Consider the following 19,796-nt stretch of genomic DNA (forward strand, 5'->3'; position numbering starts at 1 on the left):
TGGGAATGACACGTGGATCTTTACGAGTATCAGGCACGAGACCTGTTCGAGCAGTACGAGGTGCCGGTCCTCGCCGGCATCATCGCCGACACTCCGGACGAGGTGCGGGCCGCGGCCGAGCGTCTCGGCGGCGTGGTCGTCGTCAAGGCACAGGTGAAGGTCGGAGGCCGCGGAAAGGCCGGCGGTGTCAAGGTCGCCAAGACCCCCGACGAGGCCTACGAGGCGGCGAAGGCCATCCTCGGACTCGACATCAAGGGTCACGTCGTCAAGCGCGTGATGGTCGCGGCAGGCGCACGCATCGCCCAGGAGTTCTACTTCTCGGTGCTGCTCGACCGCGCCAACCGGTCCTACCTGTCGCTCACGAGCGTCGAGGGCGGCATGGAGATCGAGCAGCTCGCGGTCGAGAAGCCCGAGGCGCTCGCGCGCATCGAGGTGAACCCGCTCACCGGTGTCGACAAGGCTGCCGCGGTGGAGATCGCGAAGGCCGCGAACTTCCCCGAGGAGCTGGTCGACCAGGTCTCCGACGTCTTCGTGAAGCTCTACGACGTCTACAAGGGTGAGGACGCGACGCTCGTCGAGGTCAACCCGCTCGTCCTCACGGAGGAGGGGCGCATCGTCGCCCTCGACGGCAAGGTCTCGCTCGACGAGAACGCCGCCTTCCGTCACCCGAACCACGCCGAACTCGAAGACACCGCAGCCGAGGACCCCTGGAGCTCAAGGCCAAGGAGAACGACCTCAACTACGTCAAGCTCGACGGCGAGGTCGGCATCATCGGCAACGGGGCTGGACTCGTCATGTCCACGCTCGACGTCGTCGCGTACGCGGGCGAGCAGCACGGCGGCGTGAAGCCGGCCAACTTCCTCGACATCGGCGGCGGCGCCTCTGCGGAGGTCATGGCCGCGGGTCTCGACGTCATCCTCGGCGACGCCCAGGTGAAGAGCGTGTTCGTCAACGTCTTCGGTGGCATCACCGCCTGCGACGCGGTCGCGAACGGCATCGTGAAGGCGCTCGAGATCCTCGGTGACGCAGCGACGAAGCCGCTCGTGGTCCGCCTCGACGGCAACAAGGTCGCGGAGGGCCGCGAGATCCTCGCCGCGGCCGCGCACCCGCTCATCACGCTCGCCGCAACCATGGACGAAGGCGCCGACAAGGCCGCCGAGCTGGCTTCGAAGTAAGGGATCGCACAAGCATGTCAATCTTCCTCAACAAGGACTCCAAGGTCATCGTCCAGGGCATCACCGGCGGCGAGGGCACCAAGCACACGGCGCTCATGCTGAAGGCCGGCACCCAGGTCGTCGGCGGCGTCAACGCCCGCAAGGCCGGCACGACCGTCACCCACGACGGCGGCGTCGAGCTGCCCGTGTTCGGCACGGTCGCCGAGGCCATCAAGGAGACCGGCGCAGACGTGTCGATCGCCTTCGTGCCCCCGGCATTCACCAAGGACGCGGTCATCGAGGCCATCGACGCCGAGATCCCGCTCCTCGTCATCATCACCGAGGGTGTGCCGGTCGGCGACTCCGCCGAGTTCTGGGCCTACGCCCAGTCGAAGGGCTCGAAGACCCGCATCATCGGCCCGAACTGCCCCGGCATCATCACGCCTGGCGAATCCCTCGTCGGCATCACGCCCGCGAACATCGCTGGCAAGGGCCCCATCGGCCTCGTGTCGAAGTCGGGAACCCTCACGTACCAGATGATGTACGAGCTGCGCGAGATCGGTTTCTCGACGGCGATCGGCATCGGCGGCGACCCGATCATCGGCACGACGCACATCGACGCGCTCGCCGCGTTCGAGGCAGACCCCGAGACCAAGGCCATCGTCATGATCGGTGAGATCGGTGGCGACGCCGAGGAGCGCGCGGCCGACTTCATCAAGGCGAACGTCACGAAGCCGGTCGTCGGCTACGTCGCGGGCTTCACCGCGCCCGAGGGCAAGACGATGGGCCACGCCGGCGCGATCGTCTCGGGCTCCGCAGGCACCGCGCAGGCGAAGAAGGAAGCCCTCGAGGCCGCCGGCGTCAAGGTCGGCAAGACGCCGAGCGAGACCGCCGACCTCATGCGCGAGATCATCGCCTCGCTGTAACACCCGCAGCTCGACTGCGACCACGACGCGGCGCCCGGATCGGGCGTCGCGTCGTGGCGTTTCGGCCCACGCACGCCGTGTGCCTGACCGTCCGCACGCGCGGCTCCAGGTAGGGTCGAAGGCGCATGAACCGTCTGACCGTCGCCCTCCTCGCCGCCCTCGATGCCACCCTCGCCGTGGCCATCGGCATCGGTGTCGCACTCGTCCCACTCCTCGCCCTGTGGGCCCTGCACTTCCAGTTGGACGTCGACCCGGCCGCGCTTTGGCGGGGGGCCGTCGACATCTGGGCGCTCGGCAACGGCTCGAGCATGCGGATCACCCTCGACACGGCCCTCGTCACCCAGCTCGGACTGCCGGCCGGGATGGAGCCGTTCCTCGTCTCCCTGGCGCCCCTCGCCTTCACGATCGGCACGGTCCTGTTCGGCCTGCGTACCGGGGCGCGCGCGGCACGCAGCACCTGGTGGCAGGGTGCCGTCGTGCTGTCGGTGCTCGTGTTCGCCCTGCTGTCGTTCCTCGTGACCCTCACCGCCCTCCACCCGGCGGTGCGTCCCTCGATCGTCCAGGGGACCCTCGCGCCGACCGTGCGCTTCGCAGGCGGGGTCGTGGTCGCCGCGCTGTGGGTCCGGTTCCGCGAGCAGGACGCGGCCGATCCGATCCTCGACGGACTCCGCGCGATGCGAGACCGGATGCCGGACGGGACCTGGTCGATGGTCGTCGCGGCGCTGCGCGGTGGAGCACTCGCCGCCACCGGACTCGTGGCGGTCTCCGCGGTCCTGACCGCCATCCTCATCGCCGTCGGCTACGGTGCCATCATCTCCCTGCACGAGAGCGCGCAGTTCGGCGTCCTGGGCGGTGCCATCGTCACCGGCGCCGAACTCCTGTACCTCCCGAACCTCGTGATCTGGGCCATGAGCTGGATCACCGGCGCGGGCTTCGCCATCGGGAGCGGCACGGCGATCTCGCCGATCGGCACGCTCGTCGGGCCGATGCCGGCCGTGCCGGTCCTCGGCGCCATCCCGACGGGGGAGAGCCCGCTCGGGTTCGCGGTCCTCGTGGTTCCGGTCGTCATCGGATTCGCCGCCGCCGTGGTGCTGCGCCGCCGTCTGCTCGTCGACCTCGACGGGCGTGGCGGGCTCGGACGACTGGCGGTCGTCGGTCTCGGCGTCGGGGTCACCGCGGGCATCATCGTCGGTGTCCTCGCCGCCCTCTCGGCGGGCGCGGCAGGCCCAGGTCGCCTCATCGAGGTCGGCCCGAACGGTTGGGCGACGGGCCTGTGGACCACCCTGACGGTCGGGATCGCAGCCGTGGTCGGCATGGCGGCCGGTCCGACGCATCTCGCCGAGGAGGACCGCCTCCCGGAGCTGCACGCCCAGCCGAGCGGCCGGGGTGCCCGCGACCGATAGGATGCTCTGGTGCTGTCACTCGTCGTGCTGATCTCCGGTGGCGGATCCAATCTCCGCGCCCTCCTCGAAGCCTCACGCGACGCGGATTTCCCCGCTCGCGTCATCGCCGTCGGTGCCGATCGGGAGGCTGACGGTCTCGCTCACGCCGAGGAGTTCGGCATCCCGTCGTTCACCGTCCCCTACTCGTCCTTCGACTCACGGGCGGAGTGGGGCGCAGCCCTCCTCGAGCAGATCCGGGTCTGGAACCCGGACGTCCTCGTCCTCAGCGGCCTCATGCGCCTCCTGCCACCCGTGGTCGTCGACGCCCTCTCGCCGCGCATCATCAACACGCACCCCGCGTACCTCCCCGAGTTCCCGGGTGCGCATGGCGTCCGGGACGCCCTGGCGGCAGGAGCCTCGCAGACCGGGGCATCGATCATCGTCGTCGACAACGGCGTCGACGCGGGCCCGATCATCTCGCAGGAGCGCGTCCCCGTGCTGCCCGACGACACGGAGCACAGCCTCCATGAGCGGATCAAGCCCGTGGAGCGTCGGCTCCTCGTCCAGGCCGTCCGCGACCTCGCCACCGGAACCATCGACCTCGAGGCGCTCTCCACGGCGTCCCGCCCGCCAGCAGAAGGAGCACCCCAGTCATGAGCGGTCTCAGCCACGACCACAGCCTCTACCGCGAACGCGACCTCGTCCCCGTCCGCCGGGCGTTGATCTCGGTCAGCGACAAGACCGGGCTGCTCGAGCTCGCCGGCGCACTCGCCGCAGCGGGCGTCGAGATCGTCTCCACCGGGTCCACCGCCGCGACCATCCGCGGTGCGGGCCACACAGTGACCGACGTGTCCGAGGTCACCGGATTCCCCGAGTCGCTCGACGGTCGGGTCAAGACCCTGCACCCCTCGGTGCACGCGGGGCTCCTCGCCGACCTGCGGCTCGAGTCCCACGAAGCCCAGCTCGCCGAGCTCGGTATCGAGCCGTTCCAGCTCGTCGTCGTGAACCTGTACCCCTTCGTCGAGACGGTCGCGAGCGGCGCCGCCGGTGACGACGTCGTCGAGCAGATCGACATCGGTGGACCGGCGATGGTGCGCGCCTCGGCGAAGAACCACGCCAACGTCGCGATCGTCGTCTCTCCGGAACGCTACGGGCTGATCACCGAGGCCGTCGCCGCCGGCGGCACCACGCTCGCTCAGCGCCGCTCGCTCGCCGCGCAGGCCTTCGACCACACCGCTTCGTACGACGCCGCGGTGTCCGCGTGGTTCGCGAGCACGGAGGCGACCGAGGCGGAGGCCTTCCCCAGCACGCTGACCGTCACGGGTCGTCGCGAGGCGGTGCTGCGCTACGGCGAGAACTCGCACCAGGCCGCGGCGCTGTACGTCCGTCCTGGCGGTGCCGGGATCGCCCAGGCGACGCAGTTGCACGGCAAGGAGATGTCGTACAACAACTACGTCGACGCCGACGCGGCAGTCCGCGCGGCCTACGACTTCGCCAACCCCGCCGTCGCGATCATCAAGCACGCGAACCCGTGCGGCATCGCCTTCGCGAATCCGAAGGCGCCCGACCCGATCGCCTCGGCCCACCGTCGCGCGCACGAGTGCGACCCGGTCTCCGCCTTCGGCGGGGTGATCGCCGCCAACCGCGTCGTGACCCTCGGCATGGCCGAGACGGTCAAGGAGATCTTCACCGAGGTGCTCGTCGCCCCGGGCTTCGAGGACGCCGCGCTCGAGGTGCTCAAGACGAAGAAGAACCTGCGGCTCCTGCAGCTGCCGGAGGACTTCGCGCGCGAGGACCGCGAGGTCCGGCAGATCTCCGGTGGCCTGCTCTACCAGGACGCGGACCGATTCGCCGACGACCCCCAGGACACCGCCAAGGGCTGGACGCTCGTCACGGGCGAACCTGCCGACGACGACACCCTGCTCGACCTCATCTTCGCGTGGAAGGCGTGCCGCTCGGTGAAGTCAAACGGCATCCTGCTCGCCAAGGGCAGCGCGAGCGTGGGTGTCGGCATGGGGCAGGTCAACCGCGTCGACTCCTGCCACCTCGCCGTGAGCCGAGCCGGTGACCGCGCCGCGGGTTCCGTCGCGGCCTCGGACGCCTTCTTCCCGTTCGCCGACGGCCTGCAGGTCCTGCTCGACGCCGGCGTGCGCGCGGTCGTGCAGCCCGGAGGTTCCGTCCGCGACGAGGAGGTCATCGCCGCGGCCGAAGCCGCCGGCGTGACCATGTACTTCACGGGGGAGCGTCACTTCTTCCACTAGGTCGCGCCGCCCGCCCCTGTGGGGGTTCTGGGCAGGCTCGTGGTGATCTCCCAGCGGCGTCGGGCCCTCGTGGCCCGACGCCGCTGTGTCGTTGGGCTACGGTTGTCGGATGACTGCCACCTGGAGCCGCAAGCTCATCGCATCCACCGCCGCCGCCGTCGCGACCATCGTCGTGGGCTTCCTGGGGTCATGTTCGTCACGTTCGTCGGCTACCAGTTCGCCGGGACGATCTTCGCCCAGGCGAGCCCGTACTTCTTCGAGAGCACGATCATCACCTTCGTGCTGCTGCTGATCGTGGGCGTCGTCGGCCTCCACCGGTACCGACTCCTCGCCCTGCTGGGCGGCGCCGCCCTCGCCGTCATCGGAGCGCTCCTCGGACTCATCGTCCAGGTGGCGACGACAGGGCAGCCCATCGACAGCACCGTGCTCGGCAGCATCGTCGCGACGCTCATCAGCCTCAACCTCGTGTTCGTGGTCGTCGTCGCGCTCTCCGCGGCCTTCATCGGATACCCCGTGTACTGGATGGTCGTCCGCACGCAGGACGCCGTGCTCGACGACGGACGCCGCATCGCACTCGTGCGGATGCCCGCCTCCAACCTCGCCGAAGGCCTCGTGACGCACCTGGAGCGCACGCCGATCGACACCGAGCTCGCCGACAAGCAGTGGGACGCGTACGTCGCAGCGTTCGACGCCGCCGGCTGGGACACCACCGAGGTCTCCTGGGCCGACCAGCTCGCCGACTCCGTCTTCATCGAGGACGCCGTCATCGTGATCGGCGACGTCGCCGTGGTGACCCGACCGGGCGCCGAGAGCAGACGCCCCGAGGTCGTCGCAGCCGAGACCACCGCCCGTGAGCTCGGCCTCCGAATCCACCGCATCGAGGGTGACGGCACGCTTGAAGGCGGCGACGTCCTCCGGGTCGGCACGACCGTCTACGTCGGTCGCAGCGGCCGCACCAACGCCGAAGGCGTCCGGCAGCTCCGAGCCATCCTCGCGCCGCTCGGGTTCGACGTCGTGGCGGTCCCCGTCACGACCGCCCTCCACCTGAAGTCGACGGTCACCGCGCTTCCCGACGGGACCGTGCTCGTCCACCCCGACCTCGTCGAGGACCCCTCCTTCTTCGGTCGCCACCTCGTCGTACCCGAGCGCGAGGGCGTCGCGGTCGTCGAACTCGCGGAGGACACCGTCCTCATCTCCGCAGCCGCTCCCAAGACGGCTGCGCTGCTCGAGGACCGCGGCTACACCGTGGTCCAGGTGGACATCAGCGAGTTCGAGAAGCTCGAGGGCTGCGTGACCTGCCTGTCCGTGCGGGTCAGCTGAGCCGATCGTGGAGCAGCAGGCTGGAGCGCGCGGCGGTCGGGATCTGAGCCGGAGGACCGTCGCCCAGCGATTGGACATCCCACTCGAGATGGCCAGACACCACGGGATCCCGCCGTTCTGGTCGGCTGACCAGTTGGCGGCGTTCCTTGCCGATCCGCCGGCCTGGTACGTGCAGTCCCGCGCGAACCGGACCGGGAAGCGGCCGGTCTGGGTCGAGCTTCGCTGCACCATCTGTGGCACGAGCGAGACGCTCCGCCCCAAGAAGTGGTGGCCGGAGTTCTCGATGGTGAGCTGCTCATGGCACGGCGCCGACGAGCTGCCGCCGGTGCCCGAGGGCGCGCGTCGGCGCGAGGTCGACGGCATCGGAGCCTTCGTCGGCATCGTCGACGAACCGACCTCCTGACGACCAGCCCAACCGGTGTGGTGCGTGCAACCGCATGGATCCCTTGCAGCGGGATGGCCGATACCCATAGTCTGGTCTGCTGCGCCGAACCTCGTTCACCGGGATCCGTCGCCGCCCGCGTTCGAGTGCGACCTGTGCACCCGGCCCGCGGCTCTCGCCCCACAGGATGAGGAGGATGCCATGACGCTCTCGAACCACACCGCGCTCGCGCCGACGGTCGATCGTGCCCGCTCCGCCTCGAGCCGCCGCCCTGTGGTCGTCCCGGCGCCAGCCGGATGCGCCGCCGCAGCGGACGCCGGCGCCTAGCACGAGCGCCAGGCAGTCCACCTCACCATCCGTCCGGCCTCGTCCGGGCCCGTCACCGGATGCTGCGACCTCGCACAGCGACCTCGCCGTCCGGCCGTTCCACGACCATCATTCCGTCGGTGATCGACTTCACCGACGCTCTCGCAAGGAATCCCCGCAATGACTCCGCTCGGCGATGAACGCCGTCCTGTCCAACCTCGTCAGAGCACCTTCCGTGCCCTGATGCGGATCTACCCGTTCGCGAAGACGGCCATGCCGCGGATCGTGCTCGGCATGGTCGCCGCGCTCGTCGCCGGCCTGGTGGCCCTCGCGATCCCGCTCGTCCTGCAGGCCCTCGTCGACGGTCCGCTCTCGACCGGCGACTCCTCGCAGATCTGGCCGGCGGTCCTCGTGGTCCTCGCCCTCGGGGTCCTCGAGGCGGTCATGATCGCGCTGCGCCGCTGGTTCGTGCTGACCCCCGGAACGCATGTCGAGGCGCGGATGCGCAATGCGCTGTTCGCCAAGCTGCAGGACCTCCCCGTGACCTTCCACGACCGCTGGCAGAGCGGACAGCTGCTGTCCCGTGCGGTCAGCGACCTCGGACTCATCCGCCGGTGGATCTCGTTCGGCTTCGTGCTCCTGATCGTGAACGGCGTCACGATCGTCATCGGTGCCGTCATCCTGTTCACCTGGAACTGGTTGCTCGGGCTCATCTTCATCGCGCTCGCCATCCCCGTGTGGGTGTTCGGGTTCACCTTCGAGGGGCGGTACTCGGTGATCGCCCGGCGCAGTCAGGACCAGGCCGGCGACCTGGCGACCGCCGTCGAGGAGTCCGTCCACGGCATCCGGGTGCTCAAGGCGTTCGGTCGCGGCAAGCACGCGCTGCGGAGCTTCGCCTCGCGCGCCGAGGACCTGCGGGGCACCGAGATCGAGAAGGCGAAGGCCATCGCGGGGATCTGGTTCTGGCTCGTCCTGTTGCCGGACGTCGCGTTCGCGCTCTGCCTGTTGGCCGGTGTCTGGCTCGCGTCGATCGGTGAACTCACCGTCGGTCAGCTGTTCGCCTTCTTCGCGACGGCGACGATCCTGCGGTTCCCGATCGAGTCGATCGGATTCCTGCTCGCGATGACCTTCGACACCCGGACGGCGACCGACCGGTATTTCGAGGTCATCGACTCGGTCAACACGATCACCGACCCCGAGCACCCCGAGCGCATCCGTGAGCCGCGCGGTGAGCTCGTGTTCGAGGACGTGCACTTCCGCTACCAGGACGCACCCGACCGCTACGCGGACGTGGTGGACGGCGTCGACCTCCGGCTCGAGCCGGGGGAGACCATGGCACTCGTCGGTCTGACGGGCTCCGGGAAGTCGACCATCACGGCCCTGACCACCCGCCTGTACGACGTCACGGGCGGGCGGATCCTGCTCGACGGGGTCGACATCCGCGCGCTCACCCGGGAGGATCTGCGCCGGCACATCGCGATGGCGTTCGAGGATGCGACCCTCTTCTCGGCGAGCGTCAAGGAGAACGTCCTCCTCGGGCGGGACGACATCGACCTCGACTCCGCGGAGGCCGATCGGATCCTGCGCGAGGCGCTCGACATCGCCCAGGCCGGGTTCGTCGACGACCTGCCGAACGGCGTCGAGACGATGGTCGGTGAAGAGGGGCTCAGCCTGTCCGGTGGGCAGCGTCAGCGGCTCGCACTCGCCCGCGCGGTGGCCGCCCGACCGGAGGTGCTCGTGCTGGACGACCCGTTGTCGGCGCTCGACGTCGACACCGAGGCGCTCGTCGAGGCGGCGCTCCGCCGAGTGCTCGCCTCCACCACGGCCCTGATCGTCGCCCATCGACCGAGTACCGTCACCCTCGCGGACCGCGTCGCCCTCCTGGAGGACGGTCGCATCACCGCCGTGGGTCGCCACAGTGAGCTGCTGCAGCACAACGCCCATTACCGCTACGTGATCTCGAGTCTGGAAGACGACGAACGAGAGTCCAACCGCCAGGAGGTGAACCTGTGACCCCGCCGACGACCGTCCACGGAGTGGAGGGTGAGGAGCGCGACGACCTCACCCGCGACGAGTCGGCGCACATCCGGCGCCGTTCGCTGCGGCTGCTCGGATCGCTGCTCGCGCCCCTGCGCCTGCGCGTGATCGCCGCCATGACCATCGTCGTGGTGTCGACCGCCGCCCAGGTCGCCGGGCCCGCGTTGATCGCCCTCGGTATCGACCGCGCCCTCCCGGCCGTCCTGGAACGCGCCGACTGGATGCCGGCCTTCCTCGTGGTGGGTGCGTACCTGCTGACGGGTGCCCTCGGCGCGACGCTCATCTCCTGGTATACCGTGCTCGCCGCACGGATCAGTCAGGCGATCCTGATCGACCTCCGGAAGCGCGTGTTCCTGCAGACGCAGCGGCTCAGCCTCGACTTCCACGAGAGCTACACCTCGGGTCGCATCATCTCCCGGCAGACGAGCGATCTCGACTCCATCCGCGAGTTGCTCGACTCGGGGATCAACCAGCTCGTGTCCGGTGTGCTCTACATGGGGTTCACCGCCGCGGCACTCGTCCTCGTGGACTGGGTCAGCGGTCTGGTGCTGCTCGGATCGCTCATCCCGCTGTTCGTGCTCACCCGCTGGTTCCAGCTCCGCTCGCAGCGGATGTTCCGCGAGTCGCGGGTCCGCTCGGCGAAGCTCATCGTGTTCTTCGTGGAGGCGATGACCGGCATCCGTGCCGTGAAGGCGTTCCGGAAGGAGCGACGGAACGAGCGCGCGTTCGGTGAGCTCGTGGAGCAGTACCGCGACACCAACGCGCGGGTCATCCAGCTGTTCGGGGTGTTCGATCCCGGACTGGTGTTCATCGGCAACGTCTCCGTCGCCGTGGTGCTCCTCGTCGGAGGGTTCCGGGTCGCGGACGGACAGCTCGCGATCGGTGCGCTGCTCGCGGCGCTCCTCTACACGCGTCGGTTCTTCGACCCGATGGAGGAGATGGCGATGTTCTACAACTCCTACCAGTCGGCCGCTGCGGCGCTCGAGAAGATCTCCGGTGTGCTCGAGGAGCGTCCCGGGGTGCCCGACCCGGTCGCGCCGGTCGACCTGTGGACGTCGCAGGGACGGATCACCTTCGACGACGTGACGTTCGCGTACGCCGCCGACCGGGTGGTGCTCCCGAAGTTCGACCTCGAGATCCCGGCAGGGCAGACCATCGCGCTCGTCGGTACGACCGGTGCGGGCAAGTCGACGCTCGCGAAGCTCATCAGTCGGTTCTACGATCCGACCGACGGTGCGGTGCGCCTCGACGGCATCGACCTGCGCGACCTGCACCCGAAGGACCTCCGTCGGGCGATCGTCATGGTGACGCAGGAGGCGTACCTGTTCTCCGGCTCGGTCGCCGACAACATCGCGTTGGGCAAGCCCGACGCGACGATCGAGGAGATCACCGCCGCCGCGAAGGCCGTCGGTGCGCACACCTTCATCGAAGCGTTGCCGGACGGCTACGACACCGACGTGAACAAGCGCGGTGGTCGGGTCTCGGCCGGCCAGCGGCAGCTCCTGTCGTTCGCACGGGCGTTCCTCGCGGATCCGGCCGTGCTGATCCTCGACGAAGCGACCGCCTCGCTCGACATCCCGAGCGAGCGACTCGTCCAGGAGGCGCTGCAGACCCTGCTCGCGGACCGCACCGCGATCATCATCGCGCACCGGTTGTCGACCGTCGCGATCGCCGACCGGGTGCTCGTGATGGAGCACGGCCGGGTGATCGAGGACGGCGCGCCCGCGGAGCTCATCGGCGGGACGGGTCGGTTCGCCGCGATGCACGCCGCCTGGCGGTCTTCGGTCGGCTGACCCGGACCGCGCGGGCGTGTCCACGGGGTCCTCCGGTGACGGAGTGACCCCGTGGGCACTACACCTCGTCTCGTCGACCTGCCACAATGAGCGGATGACCAGTCTGGAACCGCGTTCGCTGCGTGTCGCCGTCGCGGACGACGCGGTGCTCCTCCGCGAGGGTGTCGCGCAGATCCTCAAGGCGGGTGGTCACGACGTGGTCGGCTCGTTCGGCTCGGCGGTCGACCTGGTCGATCGCATCGACGCGGGCCTGCAGCTCGACGCCGTCGTGCTCGACATCCGGATGCCGCCCACCCACACCGACGAGGGCATCGTCGCCCTTGAGCAGCTACGGACGTCGGGCTTCGCCGCCGGGGTGCTCCTGCTGAGCACCTACGCCGTTCCGTCCTACGCGGTCCGCGCGCTCGGCTCCGGTGGTGGCACCGGCTACCTGCTGAAGGATCGCGTCGCCGACTCCGGAACGCTCGTCGACGCCGTGGAGCGCGTGGCGGCGGGTGAATCCGTCGTGGATCCCGAGGTCGTCTCCCTCCTCGTCGCGGAGCGGACCCGGTCCGACGGTCTGGACCACCTCACGGAGCGGGAACGAGAGGTCCTCACCCTCATGGCCGAGGGACGGTCGAACTCCGGCATCGCGAAGGCGCTGGTCGTCAGTCTGAAGACCGTCGAAGCACACATCAGCCGCATCCTGGCCAAGCTCGGACTCGAGGACTCTCCGGCGGACCACCGCCGCGTCCTCGCGGTCGTGCGATGGCTGGAACACACGGATGGCTGACGGTCGCGCACACGGACGGGCGACATCGCTGCCGATCCCGGCACCGGCCGGCCGCGGTCGACTGCCGTGGCCGCTGCGACTCGGCATCCTGCTCGCCGCCGCGCTCGTGTGCGTCCTGTCGGTCGTGTTCGGCGTCGTCCAGCCGGGCGTCGCCGACGGCAACGGTCTGCCCTGGTTGGTGGGCCACCTCGCGGCGCTGGTGGCTGCGGGCCTGATCTGGTGGCTGGCTCCGACGGCCACTCCGGGCTGGGTGATCGTCGGGTACGCGCTTGCCGAGACGGCCTACATGTGGGCGTACGGCGTCGACGCGGGCTGGCTCTGGCCGCTCCTCATGTCGATCTCCGTGCTCCCGGGGGTCGCGCTGGTGTGGCTGGCTCTGGCCTTCCCCGCCGGCCGGCTGCGGCGCGGCTTCGATCGGCGGCTCGTCATCACCGCCTCGATCTATCTCGTCACGTATGCGATCGTGACGCTCCTCGTGACGCCGAACCACGTGCTCGACGCGAGCCACGAACGGAGTCGGTACGCCGTCCTCGCGACCGGAGACGTCGCCGACGTGCTCGGGCGGGTCCACGCGGGCGTCATGGGGGCGTTCGCGGTCGTGGTCGCGGGTGTCGTGCTCCTGAGGTGGGCGCGGAGCAGCGGAGCGGCCAGACAGGTGGCCTTCATCATGCCGGTCGCGTTCGTGTTGTGGCTCGTCATCGGGGTGGCGTGGTCCCTCGTCCGCCTCGGGGGATGGCCGGAGCACCTCCGGCTCGTCGTCGAGGACCTCAACGCGTTCTCGGTGGTGCTCGTTCCCGCGGCGTACGCGACGGGTCTCATCCGGATGCGGACGATCCGCGCCAGGGCCGTCGACCTGGTGCAGACCGGACAGCTGAGCGAGACCGGCCACGACCGCTGGGACGGTGCCGTGAAGACCGTCCTCGGCGACCGCACCGCCCGGCTCGTCTGGCCGGGATCGCAGCGGACCACCGACCGGGACCCACGCGGTCGGGCGATGTCGAGCGTCGGCGATGCGGACGCGCCGCTCGTGTACATCGAGCACGACGCGGCTCTGCTCGACAATCCGCAGTTGCTCCGGTCGGTGTCGGCGTCGCTGCGCATCATGATCGACAACGAACGACTCACCGCTGAGCTCCGCCACTCGTTGCGCGAGGTGAGCCGATCGCGGTTGCGCATCGTGCAGGCGGCCGACGAAGCGCGCCGGCGGGCGGAGCGTGACCTGCACGACGGCTCCCAGCAGCAGCTGTTCTCCGTCGCACTGCGACTCCGGATGGCGAGCGACGCGGCACGCGCCGACGGCCAACTCGCGCTGGCCGACGGCCTCGAGACCACCATCGATCAGCTCGCGAGCGCCATCAAGGAGCTCCGCGAGCTCGCCCGAGGACTGCATCCGGCGCTCCTGGCCGAGGGCGGACTGGTGCCGGCGATCGCCGAACTCGGGCGCCGGTGCACCGTCGTCACCAAGGTCACCGTCGAGCTGCGCGAGCGGCCCGGGCAGCTCATCGAGGCGACGGTCTACTACGTCGTCTCGGAGTGCCTGGCCAACGTCACGAAGTACTCCGGGGCGTCCAGCTGCGAGGTGGTCGTCTCCGACGACCCCGACGGCGGGCTCCGGGTCGTCGTTGCGGACGATGGGGTCGGCGGTGCCGATCCTGCGCGGGGGAGTGGGTTGCGCGGCCTCGCGGACCGGGTCGACGCCGTCGGCGGGACGATGCGTGTCGAGAGCCCGATCGGTGCCGGGACGGTCGTCTCGATCCACCTTCCCGGCTGATCGGGCGCGAAGCGGGTCAGTACAGCAGGGCTTCGCGACCCAGGCGGTATCGCCCGCCGCTCATCGGGACGATCGGGGTGCCCTCGGCCTCGTAGTGCTCGAGCGCGCGGTCTTCGTGCCCCGTCGGAGGGAGACCGCCCGAGCGGACGACCCGCCACCAGGGCACGGCGTGCCCGTATTGCGCCATCACGCGACCGACGCCGCGCGCGGACTTCGACCCGATGATCGAGGCGACCTGGCCGTAGCTCAGGGCGCACCCCTCGGGGATGTCGGCGACGACGGCCAGTACGGCCTCGGCGAACGCCTCAGCCGAGTCCGTCGGTGACGACCCGCTCACGGCCTCAGAGGCTGATGCTGCCGATGGTCTCGCCGTACTGGGTCTCGCCGACGGGGGTGAAGCCGACACGGAGGAAGAACGCCTCGGGTCCGAGGTCGCCGGGCTCGTAGATGACGTTGACGTGGTCGAAATCGCGCCGTTTGGCCTCCTCGATCAGCGAGGCCACCGCGAACCGGCCGACGCCGCGGCCCTGGTCGTCGGCGTCGACGTTGATGCGCCACAGGGCGGAGCGGAACTCCTCCTGCGTCGACTCGTGGTCGAAGTTGGCGGAGATGAAGCCGACGACCTCGTCGCCGTCGAGGATGACGCGCTGCCAGGAGGTGGCGGGGTTCACGACCGCAGCCGCCACCGCGTACGACACCGGGGCGATGAACTGCTCCTGCCCGGGTTTCATGGTGAGCGCGTTGACCGCCACGATCGTCGATGCGGACAGTTCTTCCAGACGCAGCTCAGCCATGTCCTTAGGCTAACCGGTCGAGCCGACCGCGGATAGTCCGGGCCCTGGGCGACACGCGGTGACCGCCGACTTCCACGGCCGACCCACAGCTGGGGTCGGGGACGGAACCAGGCCATCCGCAACTGTCTCGATGTCAAGAGACCTGGCAGGTCTTGTAAGCTAGGGCGTGGCCGTGCCGTCCACCTTTCGGATGCGGTCTCCTCCATGCCATGCGGAGCACTCCACCGCGTGCGCACCTCCGTAGGCCGCTCGGCTCAGGGCGGCATCAGAAAGGACAACCAGTGTCGAAGATCAAGGTCGAAGGCACCGTCGTCGAACTCGACGGCGATGAGATGACTCGCATCATCTGGCAGTTCATCAAGGACTCGCTCATCCACCCCTACCTCGATGTGAACCTCGAGTACTACGACCTCGGCATCGAGAAGCGTGACGAGACGGACGACCAGATCACGATCGACGCCGCACACGCCATCCAGAAGCACGGCGTCGGCGTCAAGTGCGCGACCATCACCCCGGACGAGGCCCGTGTCGAGGAGTTCGGTCTCAAGAAGATGTGGCGGAGTCCGAACGGCACCATCCGCAACATCCTCGGCGGCGTCATCTTCCGCGAGCCCATCATCATCTCGAACATCCCGCGTCTCGTGCCCGGGTGGAACAAGCCGATCATCATCGGCCGCCACGCGTTCGGCGACCAGTACCGCGCGACCGACTTCCTGTTCAAGGGCGAGGGCAAGCTCACGGTCGAGTTCACGCCCGACGACGGCTCGGAGCCGCAGAAGTTCGAGGTCTTCCAGTCGCCCGGCGACGGCATCGCACAGGTGCAGTACAACCTCGACGCCTCGATCCGCGACTTCGCCCGTGCCAGCCTCAACTACGGCCTGAACCGCAACTACCCGGTGTACCTCTCCACGAAGAACACCATCCTCAAGGCCTACGACGGCCGGTTCAAGGACATCTTCCAGGAGATCTTCGACGCGGAGTTCAAGGAGCAGTTCGAGGCTGCCGGCATCACCTACGAGCACCGCCTCATCGACGACATGGTCGCCTCGGCCATGAAGTGGGAGGGCGGTTACGTCTGGGCCTGCAAGAACTACGACGGCGACGTGCAGTCCGACACCGTGGCGCAGGGATTCGGCTCGCTCGGTCTCATGACGAGCGTGCTGGCCACGCCCGACGGCAAGATCGTGGAGGCGGAGGCCGCACACGGCACCGTCACGCGCCACTACCGCCAGCACCAGCAGGGCAAGCCCACGTCGACGAACCCGATCGCCTCGATCTTCGCGTGGACCCGTGGCCTGCAGCACCGAGGCGTGCTCGACGGCAACCAGGAGCTCATCGAGTTCGCGGCGACCCTCGAGGACGTCGTCATCAAGACGGTCGAGTCCGGTGCCATGACGAAGGACCTCGCGCTCCTCGTCGGCCCCGACCAGGCCTACCAGACGACCGAGGAGTTCCTCGAGACCATCTCGGCGAACCTCAAGGCGCGCCTGGCCTGATGACGTCGGCCTGACCGACACCAGCACCACACGGACGGGGTCCGGGAGCACACGCTCCCGGGCCCCGTCCGCCGTCCGGGTCTCGACGCCGGTCCGGACGGTCGTGTTAGCGTCGATGGACCACCTCGACGACGAAGTGAGGACCATCGATGTCACCGATGACGAGAAGACAACTGCTCGCCTGGGCTGCAGCGGGTGGTGCGACCGCACTCCTGGCGGGCTGTTCCACCCCGGGGACGGTGTCGCCGAACACCGGTCCGACGATCGCCCCGGCCGCCGCCGGCGAACGGATCACGCTCACGTACTGGGCCTGGCTGAAGGACCTCCAGAAGGTCGCCGACGTCTGGAACGCCGACCACCCGAACGTGCAGGTCGAGGCGGTGTGGATCCCCGGAGGCAACGACGGCGGGTATCAGAAGCTCTACTCGGCGCTCGCCGCGGGTGGTGGTCCGGACCTCGCGCAGGTCGAGATGCGGACGCTTCCCGAGTTCCTGCTCGTGAACGGGTTGGTCGACCTCCGGCGCTACGGCGCGGACGAGGTCGCGTCGCGGTACAACGAGACCCTCTGGAACCAGGTCTCCTACGTCGACGGGGTCTACGGGATACCCCAGGACTCCGGTCCGATGGCGCTCTACTACCGCCCGGACCTGCTCGACCGGGTGGGCGCGAAGCCACCGGCCACCTGGGATGACTGGTTCCAGGTGGCGGGGGCGGTGCGCGAGGCCGGCATGTACCTGGATTGCTTCGCCCTCGACGACGCGTCGTGGTTCGCGGCCATGGCGACCCAGGCCGGCGCGTCCTGGTTCCGTGTCGAAGGCGACCGGTGGATCGTGGACATGACGGACGACGCGACGCTGGAGACGGCCAGATTCTTCGACCGGGCCATCGACGAGGGCGTCATGACCACCTCCTACAGCCAGTTCTCACCGGCCTGGTTCGCCGCTGCGGCGAAGGACTCGATCGCATCGCTCGCCGGAGCCAGCTGGGGAGACGCCCTCCTGCAGGGCGTCTCAGGGGCCGAGGGCAAGTGGCGGGTCGCGCCGTTGCCGCGGTGGGGGAGCGAGGGGTACGGCTCGACCTTCCAGGGCGGGTCCACGGCTGCCGTCCTGGCGAACAGCGCCCACCCGAGGGAGGCGCTCGAGTTCGCCGTGTGGATGACCACGAGCGACGCCGGTATCGACGCCATGATCGAGCACTCAGGCATCGGGTGGTCGCCGAACGACGCCTACATCGGCGCGCGCCGACAGCAGCCGAGCGAGTTCTTCGGTGGTCAGAACTACAACGAGGAGGTCTTCGTGCCGGCGGCCAAGGAACAGAACAACGAGTGGCAGTGGTGGCCGCTGACCCAGCAGACCTTCAACATCCTCGCTGACGGGTTCCGGGCCAAGGCCTCGGGCGGCACCCTCGTGGACGCCGTGGTCCAGGGACAGCGCGACGTCATCACCGCCTTCCGCAACAAGGGCCTCCGGATCGAGGCGGCGTCGTGAGCGCCGTCACGGAACGCCACACGCGTGGTGCGGCGGACGACCCGTCGCGGTCGGGAGCGCAGCGCCGACGCCGGACCTCGGTCGCGGCTCCATGGGTCCTCCTCGGACCGTTCCTGGCGCTCTTCGTCCTCACCTTCATCCTGCCGATCATCGTCGCGATCGGCAGTAGCTTCCTCCGCGTCTCACGGAGGGGCGTCTTCGGCGAGGAGGGCGTCACGACCGAGTTCGCCTGGTTCTCCAACTACGCCCAGGCCCTGGAGAACGGCAACTTCATCGCCTCGATCGGCCGGATGCTCCTCTTCGGCGTCGTGCAGGTCACGGTCATGATCGCCCTGTGCACCCTGCTGGCGCTCCTCCTCGAGTCCGCCTCCGCGAAATGGCCGGGATTCTTCCGGGCCGTGTACTTCCTGCCCTACGGCATCCCCGGCGTGATCGCGACGATCCTCTGGTCGTTCCTCTACGTCCCGGGACTCAGCCCGATCATCGACATCGCCGGGGCGATGGGGATCGAGCTCGACTTCCTCGGCGCAGGCACCGTGCTCTGGTCCATCGCCAACATCGTGACGTGGACCTACACCGGCTACAACATGATGATCGTGGTCGCCCAGTTGAAGGCCATCCCCGGCGAGGTGTACGAAGCCGCGAAGGTCGATGGTGCCGGACCGTTCCGAGTGGCCGTGAGCATCCAGCTCCCGCTCATCCGGCCGGCGCTCATCCTCACGACCGTGTTCTCCATCATCGGCACGCTCCAGCTCTTCGCCGAGCCCCAGGTGCTGCAGACCGTGTCGCCCGCGATCGACAACGAGTACACGCCGAACCTCAGCGCCTACACGACCGCGTTCGCCTACAACGACTACAACGTCGCCGCAGCGCAGGCGGTGCTCATCGCCGTGGTCGCGTTCGCACTGTCGTTCATCTTCCTGCGTCTGACGTCGAGGAGGGCATCATGAGCGAGACCCGGAGCATCACGACCGCGACCTCGTCGAAGCGAGCCCAGCGGCTGAGCGACCAGCAGGGACGACCGGGTGGGTCCAGGGGGATGCGGGTGCTCGTGACGGGCATCCTCGTCGTCGTCGCGGTCTACTTCCTGGTGCCCGTGTACTGGGTGGTGATCGCTGCGACCAAGAGCACCGAGGATCTGTTCGGCAGCAACGGCTTCCTCCTCGGCTCCGAGTTCTCGTTGTGGTCGAACCTCCACGAGGTGCTCACCTACGACGGCGGCATCTTCGTCCGCTGGTTCGGCAACTCGGTGCTCTACGCGGGCGTGGGAGCCCTCATCGCGACGTACCTCGCCGCCGCAGGTGGATACGCGCTCGCGAAGTACCGGTTCCGCGGGCGCAACCTCGTCTTCGGCACCATCCTCGGCGGAGTCCTCGTGCCGGGGACGGCCACCGCGCTCCCGCTGTTCCTGCTCTTCAGCCAGATGGGGCTCGCGAACACGTACTGGTCGGTGCTCCTGCCGTCGCTCGTCTCGCCGTTCGGGTTGTTCCTCTGCCGGATCTACGCCGACGCGACGATCGACGACTCGCTCATCGAGGCAGCACGGATCGATGGCGCGAGCGAGCTGCGGATCTTCCACACCGTGGGGCTGAAGATACTCACGCCCGCGCTCGTGACCGTCTTCCTCTTCCAGCTGGTCGGCATCTGGAACAACTACTTCCTGCCGCTCGTCATGCTGTCCGACAGCACGCTGTACCCGATCACCCTGGGCCTCAACAACTGGCGGAGCCAGGTCGACCGCCTGCCGGAGTTCTACGAGCTGACGACCGGCGGCGCGCTGTTGTCGATCATCCCGTTGGCGATCGCGATGATCGTGCTGCAACGCTTCTGGCGTGGCGGGCTCACCGAGGGATCCGTGAAGTAGCCGTCGGCCCGGAGACGGCGACGGGCCCCGGATCAGCCGATCCGGGGCCCG

General features: G+C 69.0%; 17 protein-coding genes and 1 pseudogene. 16 read left to right on the plus strand and 2 right to left on the minus strand.

The features are described from left to right. Window positions 1-12: 12 nt before the first annotated feature. The 12 genes and pseudogenes from sucC (at window position 13) to FGL15_RS14660 (ending at window position 14,104) form a co-directional block, all read left to right on the plus strand. A pseudogene (sucC, locus tag FGL15_RS14610) lies at window positions 13-1,175 on the plus strand (ADP-forming succinate--CoA ligase subunit beta). Between the two features lie 14 nt (window positions 1,176-1,189). Continuing rightward, complete coding sequence (gene sucD, locus FGL15_RS14615; RefSeq protein WP_064296653.1) at window positions 1,190-2,080, plus strand: succinate--CoA ligase subunit alpha; 891 nt, start codon at window positions 1,190-1,192, stop codon at window positions 2,078-2,080. Between the two features lie 125 nt (window positions 2,081-2,205). Beyond that, the gene (locus tag FGL15_RS14620) at window positions 2,206-3,483 is read left to right on the plus strand and encodes a DUF6350 family protein (RefSeq protein WP_137242138.1); all 1,278 of its coding nucleotides are present in this window, start codon (window positions 2,206-2,208) and stop codon (window positions 3,481-3,483) included. 9 nt (window positions 3,484-3,492) lie between these two features. After that, window positions 3,493-4,119, plus strand: a complete 627-nt coding sequence (gene purN, locus FGL15_RS14625; protein ID WP_064296651.1) for a phosphoribosylglycinamide formyltransferase — start codon at window positions 3,493-3,495, stop codon at window positions 4,117-4,119. Then, window positions 4,116-5,723: a bifunctional phosphoribosylaminoimidazolecarboxamide formyltransferase/IMP cyclohydrolase gene (purH, locus tag FGL15_RS14630; protein WP_138946545.1), complete on the plus strand. Its 1,608-nt coding sequence runs from the start codon at window positions 4,116-4,118 to the stop codon at window positions 5,721-5,723. The genes purN and purH overlap by 4 nt, the downstream gene beginning before the upstream one ends. 189 nt (window positions 5,724-5,912) lie before the next feature. Beyond that, complete coding sequence (gene ddaH, locus FGL15_RS14635; RefSeq protein ID WP_305037115.1) at window positions 5,913-7,043, plus strand: dimethylargininase; 1,131 nt, start codon at window positions 5,913-5,915, stop codon at window positions 7,041-7,043. Between the two features lie 88 nt (window positions 7,044-7,131). Further along, complete coding sequence (locus FGL15_RS14640; protein ID WP_124770137.1) at window positions 7,132-7,446, plus strand: hypothetical protein; 315 nt, start codon at window positions 7,132-7,134, stop codon at window positions 7,444-7,446. Between the two features lie 180 nt (window positions 7,447-7,626). Further along, window positions 7,627-7,752 (plus strand): hypothetical protein, encoded by a 126-nt coding sequence (locus tag FGL15_RS21280; RefSeq protein ID WP_255467568.1) that lies wholly within the window; start codon window positions 7,627-7,629, stop codon window positions 7,750-7,752. Window positions 7,753-7,911: 159 nt separating this feature from the next. Further along, window positions 7,912-9,744, plus strand: a complete 1,833-nt coding sequence (locus tag FGL15_RS14645) for an ABC transporter ATP-binding protein (protein WP_138946546.1) — start codon at window positions 7,912-7,914, stop codon at window positions 9,742-9,744. After that, entirely contained in the window at window positions 9,741-11,561 is a 1,821-nt protein-coding gene (locus FGL15_RS14650) for an ABC transporter ATP-binding protein (protein ID WP_138946547.1), read from the plus strand. The genes FGL15_RS14645 and FGL15_RS14650 overlap by 4 nt, the downstream gene beginning before the upstream one ends. Window positions 11,562-11,655: 94 nt before the next feature. Beyond that, window positions 11,656-12,333 carry a response regulator transcription factor gene (locus FGL15_RS14655; protein ID WP_138946548.1) on the plus strand — a complete coding sequence of 226 codons (678 nt, stop codon included), beginning with the start codon at window positions 11,656-11,658 and terminating at the stop codon, window positions 12,331-12,333. Then, a complete protein-coding gene (locus tag FGL15_RS14660; protein WP_138946549.1) occupies window positions 12,326-14,104 on the plus strand; it encodes a histidine kinase in 1,779 nt (592 codons plus the stop codon). The genes FGL15_RS14655 and FGL15_RS14660 overlap by 8 nt, the downstream gene beginning before the upstream one ends. Before the next feature lie 16 nt (window positions 14,105-14,120). On the opposite strand, the gene FGL15_RS14665 is transcribed toward FGL15_RS14660, so the two are convergent. Then, complete coding sequence (locus FGL15_RS14665; protein ID WP_064296644.1) at window positions 14,121-14,441, minus strand: MGMT family protein; 321 nt, start codon at window positions 14,439-14,441, stop codon at window positions 14,121-14,123. A 4-nt stretch (window positions 14,442-14,445) separates the two neighbouring features. Next, window positions 14,446-14,898, minus strand: coding sequence for a GNAT family N-acetyltransferase (locus tag FGL15_RS14670; RefSeq protein WP_085510282.1), 453 nt, complete (start codon window positions 14,896-14,898; stop codon window positions 14,446-14,448). Window positions 14,899-15,179: 281 nt separating this feature from the next. Here FGL15_RS14670 and FGL15_RS14675 point away from each other — a divergent pair, with 281 nt between their 5' ends. From FGL15_RS14675 to FGL15_RS14690, 4 genes are all read left to right on the plus strand, one after another. Continuing rightward, window positions 15,180-16,394, plus strand: a complete 1,215-nt coding sequence (locus FGL15_RS14675) for an NADP-dependent isocitrate dehydrogenase (RefSeq protein ID WP_079705296.1) — start codon at window positions 15,180-15,182, stop codon at window positions 16,392-16,394. Between the two features lie 149 nt (window positions 16,395-16,543). Beyond that, window positions 16,544-17,881 carry an ABC transporter substrate-binding protein gene (locus FGL15_RS14680; protein WP_138946550.1) on the plus strand — a complete coding sequence of 446 codons (1,338 nt, stop codon included), beginning with the start codon at window positions 16,544-16,546 and terminating at the stop codon, window positions 17,879-17,881. Beyond that, window positions 17,878-18,831 (plus strand): carbohydrate ABC transporter permease, encoded by a 954-nt coding sequence (locus tag FGL15_RS14685; protein WP_138946551.1) that lies wholly within the window; start codon window positions 17,878-17,880, stop codon window positions 18,829-18,831. Before FGL15_RS14680 ends, FGL15_RS14685 begins: the two co-directional genes overlap by 4 nt. Continuing rightward, window positions 18,828-19,745: a carbohydrate ABC transporter permease gene (locus tag FGL15_RS14690; protein WP_138946552.1), complete on the plus strand. Its 918-nt coding sequence runs from the start codon at window positions 18,828-18,830 to the stop codon at window positions 19,743-19,745. Before FGL15_RS14685 ends, FGL15_RS14690 begins: the two co-directional genes overlap by 4 nt. Window positions 19,746-19,796: the final 51 nt, after the last annotated feature.

This window comes from Plantibacter sp. M259 (assembly GCF_006065115.1).
In the GTDB taxonomy this organism is placed as follows: domain Bacteria; phylum Actinomycetota; class Actinomycetes; order Actinomycetales; family Microbacteriaceae; genus Plantibacter; species Plantibacter auratus.

What these genes read in the sequence shown, in the direction of transcription:
- FGL15_RS14645 (WP_138946546.1), top strand. Translation starts at nt 7,912, where the DNA reads ATGACTCCGCTCGGCGATGAACGCCGTCCTGTCCAACCTCGTCAGAGC.
- FGL15_RS14640 (WP_124770137.1), top strand. Translation starts at nt 7,132, where the DNA reads ATGGCCAGACACCACGGGATCCCGCCGTTCTGGTCGGCTGACCAGTTG.
- sucD (WP_064296653.1), top strand. Translation starts at nt 1,190, where the DNA reads ATGTCAATCTTCCTCAACAAGGACTCCAAGGTCATCGTCCAGGGCATC.
- FGL15_RS14690 (WP_138946552.1), top strand. Translation starts at nt 18,828, where the DNA reads ATGAGCGAGACCCGGAGCATCACGACCGCGACCTCGTCGAAGCGAGCC.
- purH (WP_138946545.1), top strand. Translation starts at nt 4,116, where the DNA reads ATGAGCGGTCTCAGCCACGACCACAGCCTCTACCGCGAACGCGACCTC.
- FGL15_RS21280 (WP_255467568.1), top strand. Translation starts at nt 7,627, where the DNA reads ATGACGCTCTCGAACCACACCGCGCTCGCGCCGACGGTCGATCGTGCC.
- FGL15_RS14620 (WP_137242138.1), top strand. Translation starts at nt 2,206, where the DNA reads ATGAACCGTCTGACCGTCGCCCTCCTCGCCGCCCTCGATGCCACCCTC.
- ddaH (WP_305037115.1), top strand. Translation starts at nt 5,913, where the DNA reads ATGTTCGTCACGTTCGTCGGCTACCAGTTCGCCGGGACGATCTTCGCC.
- FGL15_RS14670 (WP_085510282.1), bottom strand. Translation starts at nt 14,898, where the DNA reads ATGGCTGAGCTGCGTCTGGAAGAACTGTCCGCATCGACGATCGTGGCG.
- FGL15_RS14660 (WP_138946549.1), top strand. Translation starts at nt 12,326, where the DNA reads ATGGCTGACGGTCGCGCACACGGACGGGCGACATCGCTGCCGATCCCG.
- FGL15_RS14680 (WP_138946550.1), top strand. Translation starts at nt 16,544, where the DNA reads ATGTCACCGATGACGAGAAGACAACTGCTCGCCTGGGCTGCAGCGGGT.
- FGL15_RS14655 (WP_138946548.1), top strand. Translation starts at nt 11,656, where the DNA reads ATGACCAGTCTGGAACCGCGTTCGCTGCGTGTCGCCGTCGCGGACGAC.